This is a genomic window from Aeromonas sp. MdU4, from assembly GCF_041929505.1.
Lineage (GTDB): Bacteria > Pseudomonadota > Gammaproteobacteria > Enterobacterales > Aeromonadaceae > Aeromonas.
On record NZ_JBHFMW010000024.1, the window covers coordinates 68,882 to 85,935 of the forward strand.

Consider the following 17,054-nt stretch of genomic DNA (forward strand, 5'->3'; position numbering starts at 1 on the left):
TGCTTTCAGAGCATACCCATTTTCAGGGTTTAGTTTTGTGGCATCGCGGACAGATACTGCTTTTGCATCTGGAGCCAGCGGCCGCTTTTGATCATCTCCAACTGCACCTTGATCAGAGTTGAGATGTCGCTGCTGTGTTTTTTATCGAGGTAGAGATAGAGCTGATCACTGGCGATCTTCTGCCAGGGGGCGGCTGGTACGGGTTGATAGGGATAGGCGGGGCGCTTTTTGATGACCCAATCCACTTTGCCTCTTTGTAGCTGGGCAAGGCCCTGTTTTTCATCGTTTAGCCAGACGATGTGATAGTCGGTCAGGTAACGCACGCACCACTTGATGCCACGTACGCAGCCAATCATCGCCCCTTTGGCAGGGGGCCAGCTCAGATTACTGTGGGTTTGGCCATAAATAGCGATTTCAGAGATGGGGGCCCCGATGGGCTGCAAGCGGGGATAGGCCTGCTCAAACCCCTTGACGCGGGCCATGTCGCCGTCAACGGCATTCGTAGACTCAATCAGCTTGTCGCAGCGGGCATAGGTGCAGGGGATCAGCTGGAAATCGATACTGGCTCGGCCAAACCACTCATGGAAAAAGGGTGTCATTAACGCGATGTTTTCTACCGCAGCAGCCAGTTTCAGCGGGGTTCCGTGGGCAAACGGGGTTAGCCCGACAAGCAGTAACCAGCCAATCAACTTCATATCGCACTCCTGAACCGGGCTTATGTTTAGCAGAAAAGTTGAGACGATTTGCAAAGAAGAATAGCCGATGGGCATGGCAACCCGGCTGTGCCACCGTTTATCCGTGACGGGTGAGTCAGGGGAGCAGTGCCGTGATCAGAATATGGGCCGCACTCACCAGGATCACCGTGAAGGTCAAACTCATCCCCACCACCCGGTAGCGGAAATTTTCCGGCGTGCGGCTCATGCCAAAAGCGTGACAGAGGCGGCCAAGCAACAAGGCAATTCCCAGTAGATGGATAAGCCAGGGGGTCTGGCTGCTAGCTTCGACAAAATAGATCAGCAGCAGGGCGAGGGGAACATACTCGGCAAAGTTGGCATGCACCCGCATGGCCCGCAGCATGGCGGGATCATCGCCATGGCCGAGTGCCACTTTATGACGGTGACGAGTGCGAATGGTGCGAATGCTCAGCAACACAAACAGCAGGGCGAGCAGGGCCGCGTAAACAGGCAGTATGGTCATGATATCTGGCTCCCGGTGTGATGGTGTCGAGTCGCTTGTGACTTGATTTATATTGCTTGGCGTCTCAATGGCTTGCCTCTGAGGGTAGCAGCAAACTGCCGCAGCACGACCGTCCTCGGCTTACTCACCATCGAGCGTGTGTTGACCCTGTTGATGAAGCGCAGAGCGCTGCGCCATTAACCCTCGTAAGGGAAGAGTGGTCCAGCACTGGCAGCAAGCAGAACGAGGGGTCTTCGGTGGTGCCGATTATCAGCGGATGGGGGTTAGCAGCGCGGAGAGGTAGCGCTCCTGCATCTGTTGCCAGCGGCCACTGGCGATCAGCTGCTGCTGGGATTGGATAAGGGCGGCAATATGTGGTTGGCGGCTCTTGTTGAGGTAGAGATAGACCTCCATATCGGAGACCCGTTTCCAGGGCGCGGCGAGGGGGGATTGATTGGAGGGCTGCAGTCGGATAACCCAATCGGTTCTGCCGTGCTTGAGCAGGGCGAGACCCTGTTTCTCATCGTTGAACCAGACGATACGCCGACTGTCGAGATAGCGCTTGCACCACTGAATGCCGCGCAGGCAGCCAACCAGCTCCTGACTGGCAGGGGGCCAGCGGGCATCGTGCTGGCTCTGTGCATAGATGGTGACCTCCCCAATTGCCACACCGACCGGGATCATTTGTGGGTGGGTCTGCTCCAAGCCACTAATCCGGGCGATATCCCCGTCGATGGTGCTGTCTGCATCGACCAGCTTGCGGCAGCGGGCGAGGGTGCAGGGGATAAAGGTAAACTCGACTCTGGCCTTAGCAAACCACTCTTCATAGAAGGGGCGTAGCAGGGGAATATATTCGACGGGGGCCGCCAGCGACAAGGGGGCGCCATGGGCAATCGGGTTAAGACAAAACAGCAGCCACCAGCCAGCCCACTTCATACTCCGCACCTCGCTCAATCCGGTATGCAAAAAGCGTAGCTGACCACTCCCCTTGTCGAGAGTGGAGATGTGCAGAATAGAGATAAGCATCGTGGCTGTAGAACAAAGCCCCGCCAACAGATATTGGTGGGGCTTTGTTATTTGGGGCATTCAGTATCGGGGATTACAGCGCGGGCAGCAGTCCCATGCTGACGCTGATCTGGACGCCGACAATCAGCACGCCCATGGCCGCGGCTACTCCCAGCGCCACCACGCCACCCGGGGCGCGGTAGTGGTGGGCTGGCGCCTGTTTACGGCTCTGCCACACCAGCGCCACAGGCAGCAGTACCGCGAGGATTGCCAGCGCAATGGCGGCGTAGCCGAGAGCCATGATAAAGCCCTGCGGGAAGTAGAGGGCAAACAGCAGCGGCGGCACAAAGGTGATAAGGCCAGTCTGGCTGCGGCCCTGCCAGTTGTCCTTGCGACGGGTCACCTTGGCCATAAAGTCAAACAGTCCCAGCGTCACCCCGAGGAAGGAGGTGGCGAGTGCCAGATCGGCAAACAGGTGCATCGCCTGATTGAAGGCGGGCCAGCTCACCAGCTTGCCGACGCTGGCGAGCAGGCTGTCGAGCGCGCCGCCATTGGCCAGCAGGGAGGATTGGCCGAGCAGCCCCAGAATGGCCACTTGCCACAGCACGTAGAGGATCAGCGGCAGGGCGGAGCCCCAGACAAAGACCCGGCGCAGCTGCTTGGGGCAATCACCGAGGTAGAGCATCACGCTCGGGATCGAGCCGTGAAAGCCGAACGAGGTGAAGATGACCGGCAGACCCGCCAGCAGCAGCCCTTCCCCGAGCGGCATGGCGAGCAGGTGTTCGCCCTGGGCGCGCGGCAGCAGCAGCGCCAGCACGCCGACCATGATCACCAGCTTGACGGTGAACATCAGCCGGTTGAGGTAATCCACCGAGCGGGTACCGACGCAGACCATGCCGCCAAACAGCAGGGTAAAGGCCCAGGCGGCCTGCTCCTGGCTCAGGGTGATGCCGGCATCGGCCAGCGCCTGTGCCAGCAGGCTGCTGCCACCGCTGATGTAGGCGGAGGCGAGGGCGTAGAACAGCATCAGGATGCAGAAGGAGGCGATGCGCTTGCCCCAGGGGCCGAGCAGGTGATCCGCCAGCTGGTGCAGGTACCACTTGCCGGTGTTGAGGCTGGCCTCCACCTGCAGCATGGCGGTAAAGGCCATCAGGGCCCACAGGCCAATCATCAGCAGCAGGGTGGCGGGGCCGCCGAGGGAGGAGGAGGCCAGCGGCAGGGCCAGCATACCGGCGCCTATGGTGGTGCCGGCAATCAACAGGGTACAACCCAGAGTCTTGGTGTTCATGTTATCCATCCGAAAGTGAGCGGAGATGTTGCAAACAAGAGAGAGCCAGTTGGCTGTGTCGGGAGGCGCCTCCGGGGGAAAAGCCGGAGGCTAGCAATATCGGCGTGGAAACATCTGTACCTGAAACCTGTCGGTTGTAAAAGATGGTTGCCACGTTAACGGATCGAAATAGCGGAGACAACCCCTAAAATGCGGATCTTGTGCTGTGAAAGGCATTTGGGTGGAAATAAAAAGTGACACTTTGCGCTATGCGCCGAAAAAATGTGCGCCTTGAGGTGTTGATGCCAATCCGGTTGACGCAGCCCTCGGGATCGGAGGGGGTTGCTGCAGGCGCCGGGAAGGGGCGGCAGAGGGCAAAACGGGGCGTTATCGGCCCAGCTGGCTCGGCATAAGTAAAAATAAGGTCATATGACCAAAAGCCATAAATTCAATTTATAGCGAGCCGATGGGCCGATAAACGGGCCCTGAGCAGGGGGGGCAAGCCCTGTCTGCCGGTTGGCCGATCTTCCGCTGGTCAAAATGGCGAATGCAAAGGTGGGCGTGGAGAAGTGCAGCCGCACAGGCTGTCAGTTCTGGCTGCCCATTCCGGCAGTTTTTGCAGGCAGCCTGTGCGGTTGTGAGCAATTGCCGCAGGCGGCTTAGCGGCGCCGCTTGAGGGTGCGGCTCACATAGTGCAGCCCGCTCTGGTAATCGCCATTGACCGCCTTGAGTGCCAGCTCCAGCGCCTGGCTCGCCAGCGCATCGTGCTGCTGGGGCAGGGAGTTGATGCCGAAGGGGAGAAAATCGAGCAGCCGATCGTCGCCGAAGGTGGCCATGGCAAGCTGGCTCATATCGGTCTCCTGCTCCAACAGGTAGTCGAGTACCCCCTCCATCAGGATGTAGGAGGTGGTGATCAGCGCCTCGGGCAGTTGGCCCAGCTGCTGGTGCAGATGTTTGATCAGGCGATACCCCTCGGCGCGCGAGAAGTGGGCCCCTTCACAGAGGTGGCAGGTCGCGCTGTGGCTGGCGATGGCCTGCTCGAAGCCCGCTTTGCGCTCCTGACTGATCGTCAGTTCCGGCAGTGCTGTGATCAAGGCGATATGGCGAAGGGTAGGGGTGAGCAGGGAGGCGGTGAGGTCAAAGCTCGCCTTCTCATTTTCACTGGCGACGGTGACAAACTTGTCGGCTGCCATGCTCCGGTCGATGGCGAGGATCTGCACCCCCTGCGCCTGCTGGTTGCCATAGTAGGGATCGTCAGGCGGCAGGCAGCTGGCTACCAGCAGGGCATCCACATGGCGGCTCACCAGCATCTGGGCCAGCTCTTTTTCGGTGGCGGGGTCATCTTCCGAGCAGACGATGAGCAGTTGATAGCCCTGTGCCCGCGCCCCCTGTTCCAGCCGTTTGGCCAGCTTGGCGTAACTGGCATTCTCAAGGTCGGGCAGGATAAAGCCGAGGGTCTTGGTCTGGCCGCCGCGCAGGGAGGCGGCGCGGCTGTCCGGCTGGTAGTTGTGGGCGGTGACTACTGCCATCACCTTGTCGCGGGTGGCCTGACTGATGCGGTATTGGTCGGCCTTGCCGTTGATCACATAGCTGGCCGTGGTGCGCGAGACACCGGCGAGGGCGGCGATTTCATCCAGTTTCATCATATTGGCTCTGTTTGAGTTGCTAGGCCCACGGGCACTGCCTGGTAAGGGCACCGAAAAGTGTGCGCGGGATCATATCATTGAAAACCACTCTTTGTGGGTACTTGATCAATTCGCTGAAACGATTCAGTCTGAGTGTAAGTGAAACGATTCAGCTTGTCAGCAGCACCGCTTCGCAGAGATGCAGAGCAGGATGGTAAAACCCGGTCAGGATCACATTTCGAGGTATTCCGACTATCGTCAGCTGGCAGGCAAACCGAATGTTCAATTGTGTTGACCCGGCGAGTTCGGGATCTGATGGAGAGTGGCTATGTTGAAGTTGGTGCGAGAGCAGATCTTGCTGGGGCAGTCGGTAGCGACCAAAGCTGAAGCGATTGCCCTGTTGGCAGGCAAACTGACCGAGGCCGGTCTGGTGGAGGCGGGCTATGTCGATGGCATGCTGGCCCGTGAAGCGCAGCATGCCACCTACCTTGGCAGCGGCATCGCCATTCCCCACGGCACCACCGACACCCGTCATCTGGTGAAGCGCACCGGCGTCATGGTGGCCCAGTTCCCCCATGGCATCGAGTGGGACGAGGGGCAGATTGCCTATGTCGCCATCGGGATTGCCGCCAAGTCAGACGAGCATCTGGGCATCTTGCGCCAGCTCACCCATGTGCTGGGTGACGAGCTGGCGGCTGCCCAGCTCAAAGAGGCCACCGATGCCGACACCATCATCAACATCTTGACCGGCGCGACGGTGGCCAAAGAGGTGCAATACCTGACCCTGGCCGACTTCCCGGCCGACGATCGCGACCAGCTGTTGCTGGGCGCAGCCGCCCGCGCCAAATCGGCGGGCTGGGGTGATGCCGCCATGGTGAGCGCGCTGCTGGCAAGCGACCCAGCCTATCTGGGCGAGGGCGTCTGGCTGGCCCGCGCCAATGTTCAGCAAACAGCATCGGCCCAGACTGGCTGGGTGCTGGCCACCCCGAGTAGCGAATTGAGCGCAGGGGATCTGCCGGTCAGCGCCATGCTGCTGCTGTGCGCCGCAGATAGCGGCCATCTGCCGCAACTGGAGAATCTGGCCAAACTGGCGGCTGCCGGTCAGCTGGCGACGCTGGCGGGCGACGAGGGGCTGGCCATGTTGCAGGCGGGGCCGGCGAGCGGTCTTTCCGAAACCTTCACCATCATCAACCCCCACGGCCTGCATGCCCGTCCCGGCGCCATGCTGGTCAAGGTGGCCAAAGAGTTTGCATCCGACATTCGGGTTGCCAATCTGGATGGCAGTGGCGAGGCGGTCTCCGCCAAGAGCCTGATGAAGGTGATCGGCCTTGGGGTCAAGTGCGGGCATCGTCTGGCATTTCGCGCCGAAGGGGCCGATGCCGATGCCGCCCTCAAGGGGATTGGTGAGGCGATCGCCGCTGGTCTGGGCGAGGGGGCGCATTGATGAAGATTGTCACCATTACTCTCAACCCCGCCCTTGATCTCACCACCCGTCTCGAGGCGATGAGCCTTGGCGAGGTCAATCTGGTGAGCGAGGCCAACCTGCGCGCGGCGGGCAAGGGGATCAACGTCGCCATGGTGCTCAAGGATTTGGGCCGCGGCGTGAGCGTCACCGGCTGGCTGGGCGCTGACAATGAACAGAGCTTTGTCTCCCTGTTTGCAGAGCGGGCGCTGGATGATCACTTTGTCCGTGTCGCTGGCAGCACCCGCATCAACGTCAAGATCTCCGAGCAGTCCGGTCGGGTCACCGATCTCAACCTGCCGGGGCTCACCATTCATGAAGGGGAAGTGAGTGCGTTGGAACAGGCCATCGACGAGCTGGCAGCGCACGCTGACTGGTTCGTGCTGGCGGGCAGCCTGCCCAAAGGGGTGGCCCCCGATTACTGCGCCCATCTGATCCGCCTGCTCAAGGCCAAAGGCAAGCAGGTGATCTTCGATTGCAGCGGCGCGGCGTTAAGCGAAGGGATTAAGGCGGCGCCGACTCTGGTCAAACCGAATCTGGAAGAACTTGAGCAATGGGCGGGCCGCCCTATCAAGACCCTGAGCGAGCAGGCCGAGTGTGCCCGCGCGCTGCAGGCAAGCGGGATCCCCAACGTGGTGATCTCCAACGGCGCCGATGGCCTGATCTGGTTTGCCCCGGATGCCGTCTGGCAGGCCATTCCGCCGCGGATGCAGGTGGTCAGCACGGTCGGTGCTGGCGACTCGCTGGTGGCCGGTCTCGCCCATGGCCTCAGCCTTGGTTGGGCACCGGAGCAGACCCTGCGGCTGGCCACCGCCGTCTCGGCCTTGGCGGTCAGTCAGGTCGCAGTCGGCTTTGACGATATCAATGTGCTCAACCCTTTACTTGAACAGGTGCGCGTAGAGCGTCTGGATGCGCTGGCACCGATTCATTGCAATACCCCCCCAATGGAAAACTCAGGAGATGCCCAATGAAAGCAATCTTGGTTACGGCTTGCCCGGCGGGCATTGCCACCAGCTTTCTCGCTGCAAAACGGATAGAACAGCAGGCCAAACTGGCTGGCTGGGAACTCACCCTCGACGTCGGCTCTAGCGTGCAACCCCGTCAGGTGCCGGGCAAGGAGCAGATTGCCGCCGCCGACATGGTGCTGGTTGTCGCCAGCGCCCCGGTGGATCTTGCTGCCTATGACGGCAAGCGGGTCTATCAGGGCAGCATGGATCTCGCCCTGCAAGATCCGGCCGCCTTGCTGGAAGCTGCCACCAGCGGCGCCAGCGTCTATCGCCATCAAGCCGCTCCCGCCGCAGCTAAACCCGCCGCCGCTGGCAAGCGTATTGTGGCGGTGACTGCCTGCCCGACCGGGGTGGCCCACACCTTTATGTCGGCAGAAGCGCTGGAGACCATGGCCAAGCAGCTGGGTTATCAGATCCGCGTCGAGACTCAAGGCTCGGTCGGTGCCCAGAATGCCCTGACTGCCGAGGAGATTGCATCTGCTGATCTGGTATTCCTTGCCACCGACATCGAGGTGGACATGGCCCGTTTCGACGGCAAGCCGGTCTATCGCACCAGTACCGGTGCGGCACTGAAGAAAACCCGCGCCGAGCTCGACAAGGCCTGGACCGAGGCGAAAACCTATCGCCACAGCGGCGCCAGCCAGCCCAAGAAAGAGGAAAAAGCGGGCCCCTACAAGCACCTGCTGACCGGTGTCTCCTTCATGCTGCCCATGGTGGTGGCGGGCGGCCTGATTATCGCGCTCTCGTTCGTGTTCGGGATTGAAGCGTTCAAGGTGGAAGGCACTCTGGCCGCCGCCCTGATGAAGATCGGTGGTGGCTCCGCCTTTGCCCTGATGATCCCGGTGCTGGCCGGTTACATTGCCTACTCCATCGCTGACCGTCCGGGTCTCGCCCCCGGCATGATCGGTGGCATGCTGGCAAGCTCGCTGGGCGCCGGTTTCCTTGGCGGCATCGTGGCTGGTTTTCTGGCCGGTTACAGCGCCAAGTATCTGAGCGACAAGGTGCGCCTGCCGGTGACCCTGGAAGCGCTCAAGCCGATCCTGATCATTCCGTTGGTGGCCAGCCTGTTTACCGGTCTGGTGATGATCTACGTCGTCGGTGGCCCGGTGGCAGGCATCATGAGCGCTATGACCACCTTCCTCAACAACATGGGCTCCGCCAACGCCGTGCTGCTGGGTGTCATCATCGGCGCCATGATGTGCTTCGACATGGGGGGCCCGGTCAACAAGGCGGCCTACGCCTTCGGGGTCGGCCTGCTGGCCTCCAAAACCTACGCCCCGATGGCCGCCGTGATGGCCGCCGGTATGGTGCCGGCACTGGGGATGGGGATCGCCACCTTCCTGGCCCGCACCAAGTTTATCAAGGCGGAGCAGGAAGCAGGCAAAGCCTCTTTCGTACTGGGTCTGTGCTTCATCTCCGAGGGGGCCATTCCGTTTGCCGCCAAGGATCCGATGCGGGTCATCCCGGCCTGTATGGTCGGCGGCGCCCTGACCGGTGCGCTCTCTATGCTGTTTGGCTGCGAATTGATGGCGCCCCACGGCGGTCTGTTCGTGCTGTTCATCCCGCACGCCATCAGCAACGTCATGATGTATATCGTGGCGATTGCCGCAGGCTCGCTGTTGACCGGTGTCTCCTACGCCATGCTCAAGCGCGGCGAAGTGCAGGCCAAGCTGGCCACGGCATAAGCCTTGCCATCTGGCAATACATCATAACCAAGAGCGGCCTGCGGGCCGCTTTTTTATTGCCGGGGACATAGGTGAGCTGTGAGGGGGCAGGTAGGCGGAGTTTAAAAATCCCAGCCAGGTTGCTCCGGCTGCTCGGGTTGGGCCCCCTCCAGCGCTTTGCGGCGGGCGGCTTCGACCCGCGCCTTGCGGGCGCGGCACAGACGCATTACATCCTGCTGCTGGGCGGGGGTCATGGCGAGCCAGTTGAAACGCTCCTCACGGCTGCGCAAACACCCTTTGCAGTAGCCCTTGTTGTTCACTTCGCAGACCCCGATACAAGGGCTCTGCAGCGGGAAGATCTCGAGCTGTTCCATCCATCACCTCGCACATCCTGTCACCTTGTTATAACCCAGCCATCACCTTTGGCGAAATCCCTCTTCAACTGATTGATGTCGTTTGCTTTCCCCCAGCAAATTTGGCATCTTCCCCGCCGAGCATGGCTATTGGCGTTATATGAGGACATATGAATAAACACGCGTACTGGCTGACCGCCGTGGTGCTGGGTCTGGCCGGGTGTGCAGGCAACTCTGATCAAAACCAGGTGCCCAAAAAACAGACTGACAACAGATGTTTCCTGAACTGCGAGGTGCCGGAAAATCTGGGCAAGCAGTATCTGGACGGCACCTTGCCGGGGGATCTGGTCAGGGTTGAGCGGGTCAATAGCCGTGCACGAGCCGATTACAGCAAGTTTGGCTCCCAGAGCCGGCTGGTGCTGGAGCGTTCCGGCAAGATGAATCGCCGTTATGGCGAGCTCTACCACAAGCTATCTCGTTGGGTGGCCAACGGTGGCAACCCCGCCGACATCACTCGGTACGGCATCAGTCTGGCCCAGCTGGGCGGATCGGATCGGATGGGTAACGTGCTCTTCACCGGCTACTACTCGCCGGTGCTGGAGGTGCGTCGTCGTCCCGATGCCAAGTACAAGTTCCCCATCTATGCCATGCCCAACTGTGGCAGCCGTTGTCCGACCCGGGCCCAGATCCATCAGGGGGCGCTGGCCAACCGCGGGCTGGAGCTGGGCTACAGCAAATCCCTTATCGACAACTTCCTGATGGACGTACAGGGCTCCGGCTTCGTTCACTATGGCGACGAGGATCGGCTGCAATATCTGGGCTACAGCGGCAAGAACGGTCACGGTTACGTCAGTATCGGCCGGGTGCTGATCGACCGCGGTGAAGTGCCCAAGGAGCAGATGTCGATGAAAGCTATCAAGGATTGGGCGAATCGTCAGCCGGAGGAGAGTGTCAAGGAGCTGGTGGAGCAGAACCCCTCCTATGTCTTCTTCGAGCTCCGCCCGACCAACGATGTGATTGGTGCCGCCGGTATTCCGCTGCTGCCGATGGCGGCCGTCGCTGCAGACAAGACCCTGCTGCCGATGGGCACCCCGATCCTGGCGGAAGTGCCGCTGCTCGACCAAGAGGGCAACTGGACCGGCAAACATCAGCTGCGGTTGTTGATTGCGCTGGATGTGGGCGGGGCGGTGAAGAAGGGTCACCTCGACCTCTACCACGGCATGGGCGAGAAGGCTGGCGTTGCTGCCGGTCACTACAAGCACTTTGGCCGGGTCTGGAAGCTGGGTCTGCACCACGGGCCGACTGCCGCGCCCTGGCTGTAACGCCTGTGCTGGTGGGTGGTGCATCAGCCGCCAGCCAACTCAAGCATCGAGATAGATGTAAAAAAGCCGCCGGAGCAATCCGGCGGCTTTTTGTTTTGGTCTCCTTGGCTGCGCGCACGAGGTGCGGCAAGCGGGATCAGCGTTTCTGGATATCCAGCTTGATGGCGCCGACCGGCTTGCAGCAGCAGGGGAGGCACTCCCCTTGGGAAACAAAGGCGAGCGGCACATTGGGATAGTGCACCTTGCCCGCGATGAGCGGGGTGCGGCAGGCACCGCAATAGCCGCTGCGGCACTGGAACTCGACCCGATGGCCGTGGCGCTCCAGGGTTTCCAGCACGCTTTCGCCGGGATGGGCGTGCAGCACGCCATCCCGGGTATGTACCCGTGGTGCCTGCACCGCCTGCTGTTCGGCAGGCGAGTGCGGGGCAGGGGTCCGCGTGTTGGTGGCGTCACTCACAGCTTGAAATCACCCAGGTCTTCAGCATTCACTTCGCTGTCGATCTGACCGACCAGCATATCAGGTAGCTTACTCACAGTTCGAAATCACCAAGGTCATCGGCATTCACTTCACTGTCGATCTGACCTACCAGATAGGAGCTTACCTCTACCTCTTGCGGGGCGACCTGCACGTTGTCGGACGACAGCCAGGTGTTGATCCAGGGGATCGGGTTCTGCTTGGTACCAGCAAAGGCTGGCTGCAGACCGACGGCGGCCATCCGCAGGTTGGTGATGTACTCGACGTACTGGCAGAGGATGTCCTTGTTCAGGCCGATCATGGAGCCGCCCTGGAACAGGTACTCGGCCCACTCTTTCTCTTGCAGGGCTGCCTCTTTAAACAGCTCGAAGCATGCCTGTTCGCACTCGGCGGCGATCTCGGCCATCTCGGGGTCGTCCTGGCCGCTGCGCATCAGGTTCAGCATGTGCTGGGTACCGGTCAGATGCAGCGCTTCGTCGCGGGCGATCATCTTGATGATCTTGGCGTTGCCCTCCATCAGCTCGCGCTCGGCGAAGGCAAAGGAGCAGGCGAAGCTGACGTAGAAGCGGATCGCTTCCAGCGCGTTGACGCTCATCAGGCAGAGATAGAGCTTCTTCTTCAGCTCGCGCAATGTGATGGTCACCTCGCGGCCAGCGACGGTGTGGGTCCCTTCACCGTGCAGGTTGTAGAGGGCGGTCGCTTCGATCAGATCGTCGTAGTAGTGGCTGATGGAGCCAGCGCGTTTGAGGATCTGCTCGTTGGTCACGATGTCGTCGAACACCTGAGCGGGGGTGTTGACGATATTGCGGATGATGTGGGTGTAGGAGCGAGAGTGGATGGTCTCGGAGAACGCCCAGGTTTCGATCCAGGTTTCCAGCTCCGGAATGGAGACCAGCGGCAGCAGTGCCACGTTGGGGCTGCGGCCCTGAATGGAATCCAGCAGGGTCTGATACTTCAGGTTGGAGATGAAGATATGCTGCTCGTGCGGCGGCAGGGCCTGATAGTCGATGCGATCACGAGAGACATCAACCTCTTCCGGGCGCCAGAAGAAGGAGAGCTGCTTCTCGATCAGTCGCTCGAACACTTCGTGCTTTTGTTGATCATAACGGGCCACATTGACCGATTGGCCAAAAAACATCGGCTCTTTGAGCTGGTCGTTTTGGGTTTGGCAGAAAGTTGAATAGGCCATGGTTACCAGAATATGTGAATAGAGAAAACAGGAGAGCGGGAGCTTCATGCTCCCGCCCGGTTATCAGATCTTGCCGTGACTTAGATTTTGCATGCTCCGCCAGCACAACCGTCATCTTGCAGATCGGTCTGGGCATCGTCCGCACCATCACGGGTGTTGTGATAGTACAGGGTCTTGAGGCCGTATTTGTAGGCGGTCAGCAAGTCCTTGAGCAACTGTTTCATCGGCACCTTGTTGCCTTCGAAACGGGCCGGGTCGTAGTTGGTGTTGGCGGAGATCGCCTGATCCACAAACTTCTGCATGATCCCGACCAGCTGCAGGTAGCCGTCGACGCTCGGTTGCTTCCAGAGCAGCTCGTATTGATCTTTCAGGCGATCATACTCGGGCACCACCTGTTTGAGAATGCCGTCCTTGGAGGCCTTGACCGAGACCAGACCGCGTGGCGGCTCGATGCCGTTGGTGGCGTTGGAGATCTGGCTGGAGGTCTCGCTCGGCATCAGGGCGGTCAGGGTGGAGTTGCGCAGACCCACGGACTTGATCTCTTCGCGCAAGCTTTCCCAATCCAGATGCAGTGGCTCGTTGCACAGTACATCCAGATCCTTCTTATAGGTATCGATGGGCAAAATGCCCTGGGCGTAGGTGGTTTCACCAAACAGCGGGCAGGGGCCGAATTCGCGGGCCAGCTGCACGGAGGCTTTCAGCAGGTAGTACTGAATGGCCTCGAAGGTGCGGTGCGTCAGGGCCAGACCGGAGCCGTCAGAGTAGCGGGCACCGTTTTTGGCCAGGTAGTAGGCGTAGTTGATGACGCCGATCCCCAGGGTGCGACGACCCATGCTGCCCTTCTTGGCGGCGGCAATCGGGTAGTCCTGATAGTCGAGCAGGGCATCGAGGGCACGCACGGCCAGATCCGCCATCTCTTCCAGATCTTCCAGCTTGTCGATGGCGCCGAGGTTGAAGGCGGAGAGGGTGCACAGGGCGATTTCGCCGCTCTCGTCGTCGATGTTGTTGAGCGGCTTGGTCGGCAGCGCAATCTCGAGGCAGAGGTTGGACTGGCGTACCGGCGCCACGCTCGGGTCGAACGGGCTGTGGGTGTTGCAGTGATCGACGTTCTGGATGTAGATGCGACCGGTACCGGCACGCTCCTGCATCATCAGGGAGAAGAGATCGACTGCCTTGATGCTCTTCTTGCGAATGGCAGGATCCTGCTCGTACTTGACGTAGAGCTCTTCAAACTTGTCCTGATCGGCAAAGAAGGCGTCGTACAGGCCCGGCGCATCGGACGGGGAGAACAGTGTGATGTCACCGCCCTTGATGAGGCGCTGGTACATCAGCTTGTTGATCTGCACGCCGTAGTCCATGTGACGGACACGGTTCTCTTCCACGCCGCGGTTGTTCTTCAGAACCAGCAGGCTCTCCACTTCGGTGTGCCACAGCGGGTAGAACAGGGTGGCCGCACCGCCGCGCACGCCGCCCTGGGAGCAGCACTTAACGGCAGTCTGGAAGTATTTGTAGAAGGGGATGCAACCGGTGTGGAATGCTTCACCACCACGGATCGGGCTGCCCAGACCGCGGATGCGACCAGCGTTGATGCCGATACCGGCGCGCTGGGAAACGTAACGCACGATGGAGCTGGCGGTGGCGTTGATGGAGTCCAGGCTGTCGTCGCACTCGATCAGTACGCAGGAGCTGAACTGACGGGTCGGGGTGCGTACACCGCTCATGATCGGGGTCGGCAGGGAGATCTTGAAGGTCGAGACCGCATCATAGAAGCGCTTGATGTAGTCCAGACGAGTATCTTTCGGGTACTTGGAGAAGAGGCAGGCCGCCACCAGGATGTAGAGGAACTGCGGGCTCTCGTAGATCTCGCCGGTGACGCGGTTCTGGACCAGATACTTGCCTTCCAGCTGCTTGACCGCTGCGTAGGAGAAGTTCATGTCGCGCCAGTGGTCCATGTGCGCGTTCAGCTCTTCGAATTCAGCCTGGGTGTAGTCTTCCAGCAGGTGTTTGTCGTACTTGCCCATGTCGACCAGACGAGCCACGTGCTGGTAGAGATGGGGCGGTTCGAACTGGCCGTAGGCCTTCTTGCGCAGATGGAAGATGGCCAGACGGGCAGCCATGTACTGGTAATCAGGGGTCTGCTCGGAGATGAGATCAGCCGTTGCCTTGATGATGGTTTCGTGAATGTCGGCGGTACGGATACCGTCATAGAACTGGATGTGGGATTTGAGTTCTACCTGAGAGACCGACACGTTGTCGAGCCCTTCGGCGGCCCAGTCCAGCACGCGGTGAATTTTATCCAGATCGATGGGTTCTTTGTGTCCGTTACGCTTCGTCACAAACAAGTTCATTGGCTGATGACCTTCAGTTGATTCCCGAAAAACCATCGCACAATGGCTCCACCCGGATTCCTGCTGTCTACAGCAGTTGGGCAGAGATTGTGCGATGAATCACAAGATGTAGTGTTATTTTAAGTTCGAGCTACAAGATAGTGAGGTAGGCGGCCCATTGCAATGTGTGGATAAGTGACTGGCTGTGGATAAATTGTGAGTCTTGCCCCCTCTGTTAGTGATCGCTCACAGTGAGCGGGTTTTCATGCGTCTGCTCCGCTAAATGCAAGTCTCCCGATCGAAGATGGAAAATTTAAATAACTTTTTTTGCTTGCGAAAAGGGGGGCTTTTTACTAGCAAACGGTGGCTGATTATCCCTTATGCAGCAAGGGTCAAAAGCTGTCCAGTTGTTGCAGCCGCGCGGCCCGTGGGGCAAGGACTCAGAGCCAGTCAATTGCTGTCTGCGGCTTGTCTGTTGCGGTAGTTGGTCCGTCAAACGGCTATCAAACAGGTGGTAAGTTGCTTTTATTAGCCATCAATAGGCGCATGAGGGAGCGCAGGGCGTGGAGGGATAAAGGTGGAGAGATAAAGAAGGTTGTTTCAAGGGCAGAGGTTTGTCTCCGCCCTCTTTAACGCACATTACTGGGCAAGGTTGTACGTCACACGTTGGCCGTCAGCTCGTAGCGCAGCCAGTGGTGCAGGGCTTGCACGGTGTCGAACTGCAGATCGGCACCCCACTCGGCGGGATCCTCGTTATCGTTGAGATACCCCCACCCGGCGACGGCGGTGCGCATGCCGGCATTGCGGCCAGCCTCGATGTCCCGCACATGATCCCCCACATAGAGGCAGTGAGCAGCCTCGACGCCAAGCTGGTCGCAGGCAAAGAACATGGGGGCGGGGTCGGGCTTGCGTACCGGCAGGGTATCGGCGCTGACGGTGACACCGCAGCTGGCAAGCTGTGGCAGGGCTGCCAAAAGCGGCTCGGTGAGAAAGGCCGGCTTGTTGGTGACGATGCCCCAGGGGAGCTGTTTCTCGTCGAGCCACTCGATGAGATCCACCATTCCCTCATAGGGACGGGTCCCGACACAGAGGTTGGCCGCGTAGTAGTCGAGCAGGGCATTGCGCAGGCGGGTGGCACCCAACTCCTCAAGCAGTTCATCACCCAGGCCTGCCTTGAGCAGCCCGAGCGCGCCGTGGGAGGTGGTCTGGCGAATGATGTCGTCAGAAAGCGGCGCAAAGCCTTCACTGATCAGCACATGGTTGACGGCGGCACCCAGATCGGGGGCCGTGTCGAGCAAGGTGCCGTCCAGATCGAACAACACGCAGCCAAGGGGCTGCGGGTGAGAGGCGCTCATCAACCGTGCTCCGGGCGGACAAACTCCACCATGTAGTTGACGTCGACGTTCTTGCCGAGCTTGAACTGGTTGGTGAGGGGGGCATAGTGGACGCCGCTCATATCCCGCACCAGCAGGCCTGCCGCTTCTCCCATGCGACACAGTTCGGCCGGGGTGATGAATTTTTTGTGATCGTGGGTACCCTTGGGCACCATCTTCATCAGATATTCGGCGCCGAGGATCATCATCAGATAGGCTTTCGGGTTGCGGTTGATGGTGGAGACGAACACCCGGCCGCCCGGCCGTACCAGGGTGGCGATGGCGCGCAGCACGGAGGCGGGATCCGGCACGTGCTCCAGCATCTCCATGCAGGTGACCACATCGTACTGGCCGGGGGCCTCATCGGCGTGGGCCTCGGCGGTGATCTGGCGATACTCGAGCTCTACTCCCGCCTCAAGGGCATGGAGGCGGGCGACGCCAAGGGGCTCCTTGCCCATGTCGATCCCGGTCACCTTGGCCCCCCGGCGCGCCATGCTCTCGGAGAGGATGCCGCCGCCGCAACCGATGTCGAGCATGCGCTTGCCAAACAGGCCGCCGCTCTTGTCGGTGATCCAGTCAAGGCGTACCGGGTTGATTTGATGCAGGGGTTTGAATTCCCCTTCCATGTCCCACCAGCGGGAGGCGATGGCGTCAAATTTGGCGATTTCTGTCAGATCGACATTGGCATCACTGTGCATTTTTTGATGATCCTGTGGCAAGGGCGAGCAGGCCGGGTGACTCGCACGCAATCTATTGTCCTGGCGGGCATTATAACGGACGGACTTTGTCACACCAGCCTGACTTGTTAC

15 protein-coding genes are annotated in these 17,054 nt (G+C 60.2%); 4 read left to right on the forward strand and 11 right to left on the reverse strand.

Going from position 1 to position 17,054, the window contains the following annotated elements; genetic code table 11:
* Positions 1–29: 29 nt before the first annotated feature.
* The 5 genes from ACE1BR_RS13890 to cra all read right to left on the reverse strand — a co-directional run bounded on the left by ACE1BR_RS13890 (position 30) and on the right by cra (position 5,094).
* Positions 30–695 (reverse strand): hypothetical protein, encoded by a 666-nt coding sequence (locus ACE1BR_RS13890; RefSeq protein WP_374871210.1) that lies wholly within the window; start codon positions 693–695, stop codon positions 30–32.
* 115 nt (positions 696–810) lie between these two features.
* On the reverse strand, positions 811–1,197 hold the full coding sequence (locus tag ACE1BR_RS13895) for an MAPEG family protein (RefSeq protein ID WP_374871212.1): 387 nt from the start codon (positions 1,195–1,197) through the stop codon (positions 811–813).
* Between the two features lie 249 nt (positions 1,198–1,446).
* Positions 1,447–2,202: a hypothetical protein gene (locus ACE1BR_RS13900; RefSeq protein WP_374871214.1), complete on the reverse strand. Its 756-nt coding sequence runs from the start codon at positions 2,200–2,202 to the stop codon at positions 1,447–1,449.
* Positions 2,203–2,275: 73 nt separating this feature from the next.
* Positions 2,276–3,469: an aromatic amino acid transport family protein gene (locus tag ACE1BR_RS13905; RefSeq protein ID WP_374871216.1), complete on the reverse strand. Its 1,194-nt coding sequence runs from the start codon at positions 3,467–3,469 to the stop codon at positions 2,276–2,278.
* A gap of 638 nt (positions 3,470–4,107) precedes the next feature.
* Positions 4,108–5,094, reverse strand: a complete 987-nt coding sequence (gene cra / locus ACE1BR_RS13910) for a catabolite repressor/activator (protein ID WP_374871218.1) — start codon at positions 5,092–5,094, stop codon at positions 4,108–4,110.
* 307 nt (positions 5,095–5,401) lie between these two features.
* Here cra and fruB point away from each other — a divergent pair, with 307 nt between their 5' ends.
* From fruB to fruA, 3 genes are read left to right on the forward strand one after another with little or no spacing between them, the layout of a single operon-like run.
* Positions 5,402–6,517: a fused PTS fructose transporter subunit IIA/HPr protein gene (fruB, locus tag ACE1BR_RS13915; RefSeq protein WP_374871220.1), complete on the forward strand. Its 1,116-nt coding sequence runs from the start codon at positions 5,402–5,404 to the stop codon at positions 6,515–6,517.
* Entirely contained in the window at positions 6,517–7,506 is a 990-nt protein-coding gene (pfkB, locus tag ACE1BR_RS13920; RefSeq protein WP_374871222.1) for a 1-phosphofructokinase, read from the forward strand. The genes fruB and pfkB overlap by 1 nt, the downstream gene beginning before the upstream one ends.
* Complete coding sequence (gene fruA / locus ACE1BR_RS13925; RefSeq protein ID WP_374871224.1) at positions 7,503–9,227, forward strand: PTS fructose transporter subunit IIBC; 1,725 nt, start codon at positions 7,503–7,505, stop codon at positions 9,225–9,227. Before pfkB ends, fruA begins: the two co-directional genes overlap by 4 nt.
* Before the next feature lie 101 nt (positions 9,228–9,328).
* Here the strand turns inward: fruA and ACE1BR_RS13930 are convergent, their stop codons facing one another.
* Positions 9,329–9,580 (reverse strand): DUF1289 domain-containing protein, encoded by a 252-nt coding sequence (locus tag ACE1BR_RS13930; protein WP_374871226.1) that lies wholly within the window; start codon positions 9,578–9,580, stop codon positions 9,329–9,331.
* Positions 9,581–9,729: 149 nt separating this feature from the next.
* Between ACE1BR_RS13930 and mltA the strand changes: the two genes are divergently transcribed.
* Complete coding sequence (gene mltA / locus ACE1BR_RS13935) at positions 9,730–10,881, forward strand: murein transglycosylase A (RefSeq protein WP_374871228.1); 1,152 nt, start codon at positions 9,730–9,732, stop codon at positions 10,879–10,881.
* A 136-nt stretch (positions 10,882–11,017) separates the two neighbouring features.
* Here the strand turns inward: mltA and yfaE are convergent, their stop codons facing one another.
* The 5 genes from yfaE to ubiG all read right to left on the reverse strand — a co-directional run bounded on the left by yfaE (position 11,018) and on the right by ubiG (position 16,943).
* Entirely contained in the window at positions 11,018–11,338 is a 321-nt protein-coding gene (gene yfaE / locus ACE1BR_RS13940) for a class I ribonucleotide reductase maintenance protein YfaE (protein WP_374871230.1), read from the reverse strand.
* A 73-nt stretch (positions 11,339–11,411) separates the two neighbouring features.
* Positions 11,412–12,545 (reverse strand): class Ia ribonucleoside-diphosphate reductase subunit beta, encoded by a 1,134-nt coding sequence (nrdB, locus tag ACE1BR_RS13945; protein WP_374871735.1) that lies wholly within the window; start codon positions 12,543–12,545, stop codon positions 11,412–11,414.
* An 80-nt stretch (positions 12,546–12,625) separates the two neighbouring features.
* Positions 12,626–14,893 (reverse strand): class 1a ribonucleoside-diphosphate reductase subunit alpha, encoded by a 2,268-nt coding sequence (gene nrdA / locus ACE1BR_RS13950; protein ID WP_197929955.1) that lies wholly within the window; start codon positions 14,891–14,893, stop codon positions 12,626–12,628.
* A 638-nt stretch (positions 14,894–15,531) separates the two neighbouring features.
* Positions 15,532–16,227 (reverse strand): HAD family hydrolase, encoded by a 696-nt coding sequence (locus ACE1BR_RS13955; RefSeq protein WP_374871232.1) that lies wholly within the window; start codon positions 16,225–16,227, stop codon positions 15,532–15,534.
* The gene (gene ubiG, locus ACE1BR_RS13960) at positions 16,227–16,943 is read right to left on the reverse strand and encodes a bifunctional 2-polyprenyl-6-hydroxyphenol methylase/3-demethylubiquinol 3-O-methyltransferase UbiG (RefSeq protein ID WP_374871234.1); all 717 of its coding nucleotides are present in this window, start codon (positions 16,941–16,943) and stop codon (positions 16,227–16,229) included. Before ubiG ends, ACE1BR_RS13955 begins: the two co-directional genes overlap by 1 nt.
* Positions 16,944–17,054 lie beyond the last annotated feature (111 nt).

What these genes read in the sequence shown, in the direction of transcription:
- ACE1BR_RS13890 (WP_374871210.1), bottom strand. Translation starts at nt 695, where the DNA reads ATGAAGTTGATTGGCTGGTTACTGCTTGTCGGGCTAACCCCGTTTGCC.
- ACE1BR_RS13895 (WP_374871212.1), bottom strand. Translation starts at nt 1,197, where the DNA reads ATGACCATACTGCCTGTTTACGCGGCCCTGCTCGCCCTGCTGTTTGTG.
- ACE1BR_RS13900 (WP_374871214.1), bottom strand. Translation starts at nt 2,202, where the DNA reads ATGCTTATCTCTATTCTGCACATCTCCACTCTCGACAAGGGGAGTGGT.
- ACE1BR_RS13905 (WP_374871216.1), bottom strand. Translation starts at nt 3,469, where the DNA reads ATGAACACCAAGACTCTGGGTTGTACCCTGTTGATTGCCGGCACCACC.
- cra (WP_374871218.1), bottom strand. Translation starts at nt 5,094, where the DNA reads ATGATGAAACTGGATGAAATCGCCGCCCTCGCCGGTGTCTCGCGCACC.
- fruB (WP_374871220.1), top strand. Translation starts at nt 5,402, where the DNA reads ATGTTGAAGTTGGTGCGAGAGCAGATCTTGCTGGGGCAGTCGGTAGCG.
- pfkB (WP_374871222.1), top strand. Translation starts at nt 6,517, where the DNA reads ATGAAGATTGTCACCATTACTCTCAACCCCGCCCTTGATCTCACCACC.
- fruA (WP_374871224.1), top strand. Translation starts at nt 7,503, where the DNA reads ATGAAAGCAATCTTGGTTACGGCTTGCCCGGCGGGCATTGCCACCAGC.
- ACE1BR_RS13930 (WP_374871226.1), bottom strand. Translation starts at nt 9,580, where the DNA reads ATGGAACAGCTCGAGATCTTCCCGCTGCAGAGCCCTTGTATCGGGGTC.
- mltA (WP_374871228.1), top strand. Translation starts at nt 9,730, where the DNA reads ATGAATAAACACGCGTACTGGCTGACCGCCGTGGTGCTGGGTCTGGCC.
- nrdB (WP_374871735.1), bottom strand. Translation starts at nt 12,545, where the DNA reads ATGGCCTATTCAACTTTCTGCCAAACCCAAAACGACCAGCTCAAAGAG.
- nrdA (WP_197929955.1), bottom strand. Translation starts at nt 14,893, where the DNA reads ATGAACTTGTTTGTGACGAAGCGTAACGGACACAAAGAACCCATCGAT.
- ACE1BR_RS13955 (WP_374871232.1), bottom strand. Translation starts at nt 16,227, where the DNA reads ATGAGCGCCTCTCACCCGCAGCCCCTTGGCTGCGTGTTGTTCGATCTG.
- ubiG (WP_374871234.1), bottom strand. Translation starts at nt 16,943, where the DNA reads ATGCACAGTGATGCCAATGTCGATCTGACAGAAATCGCCAAATTTGAC.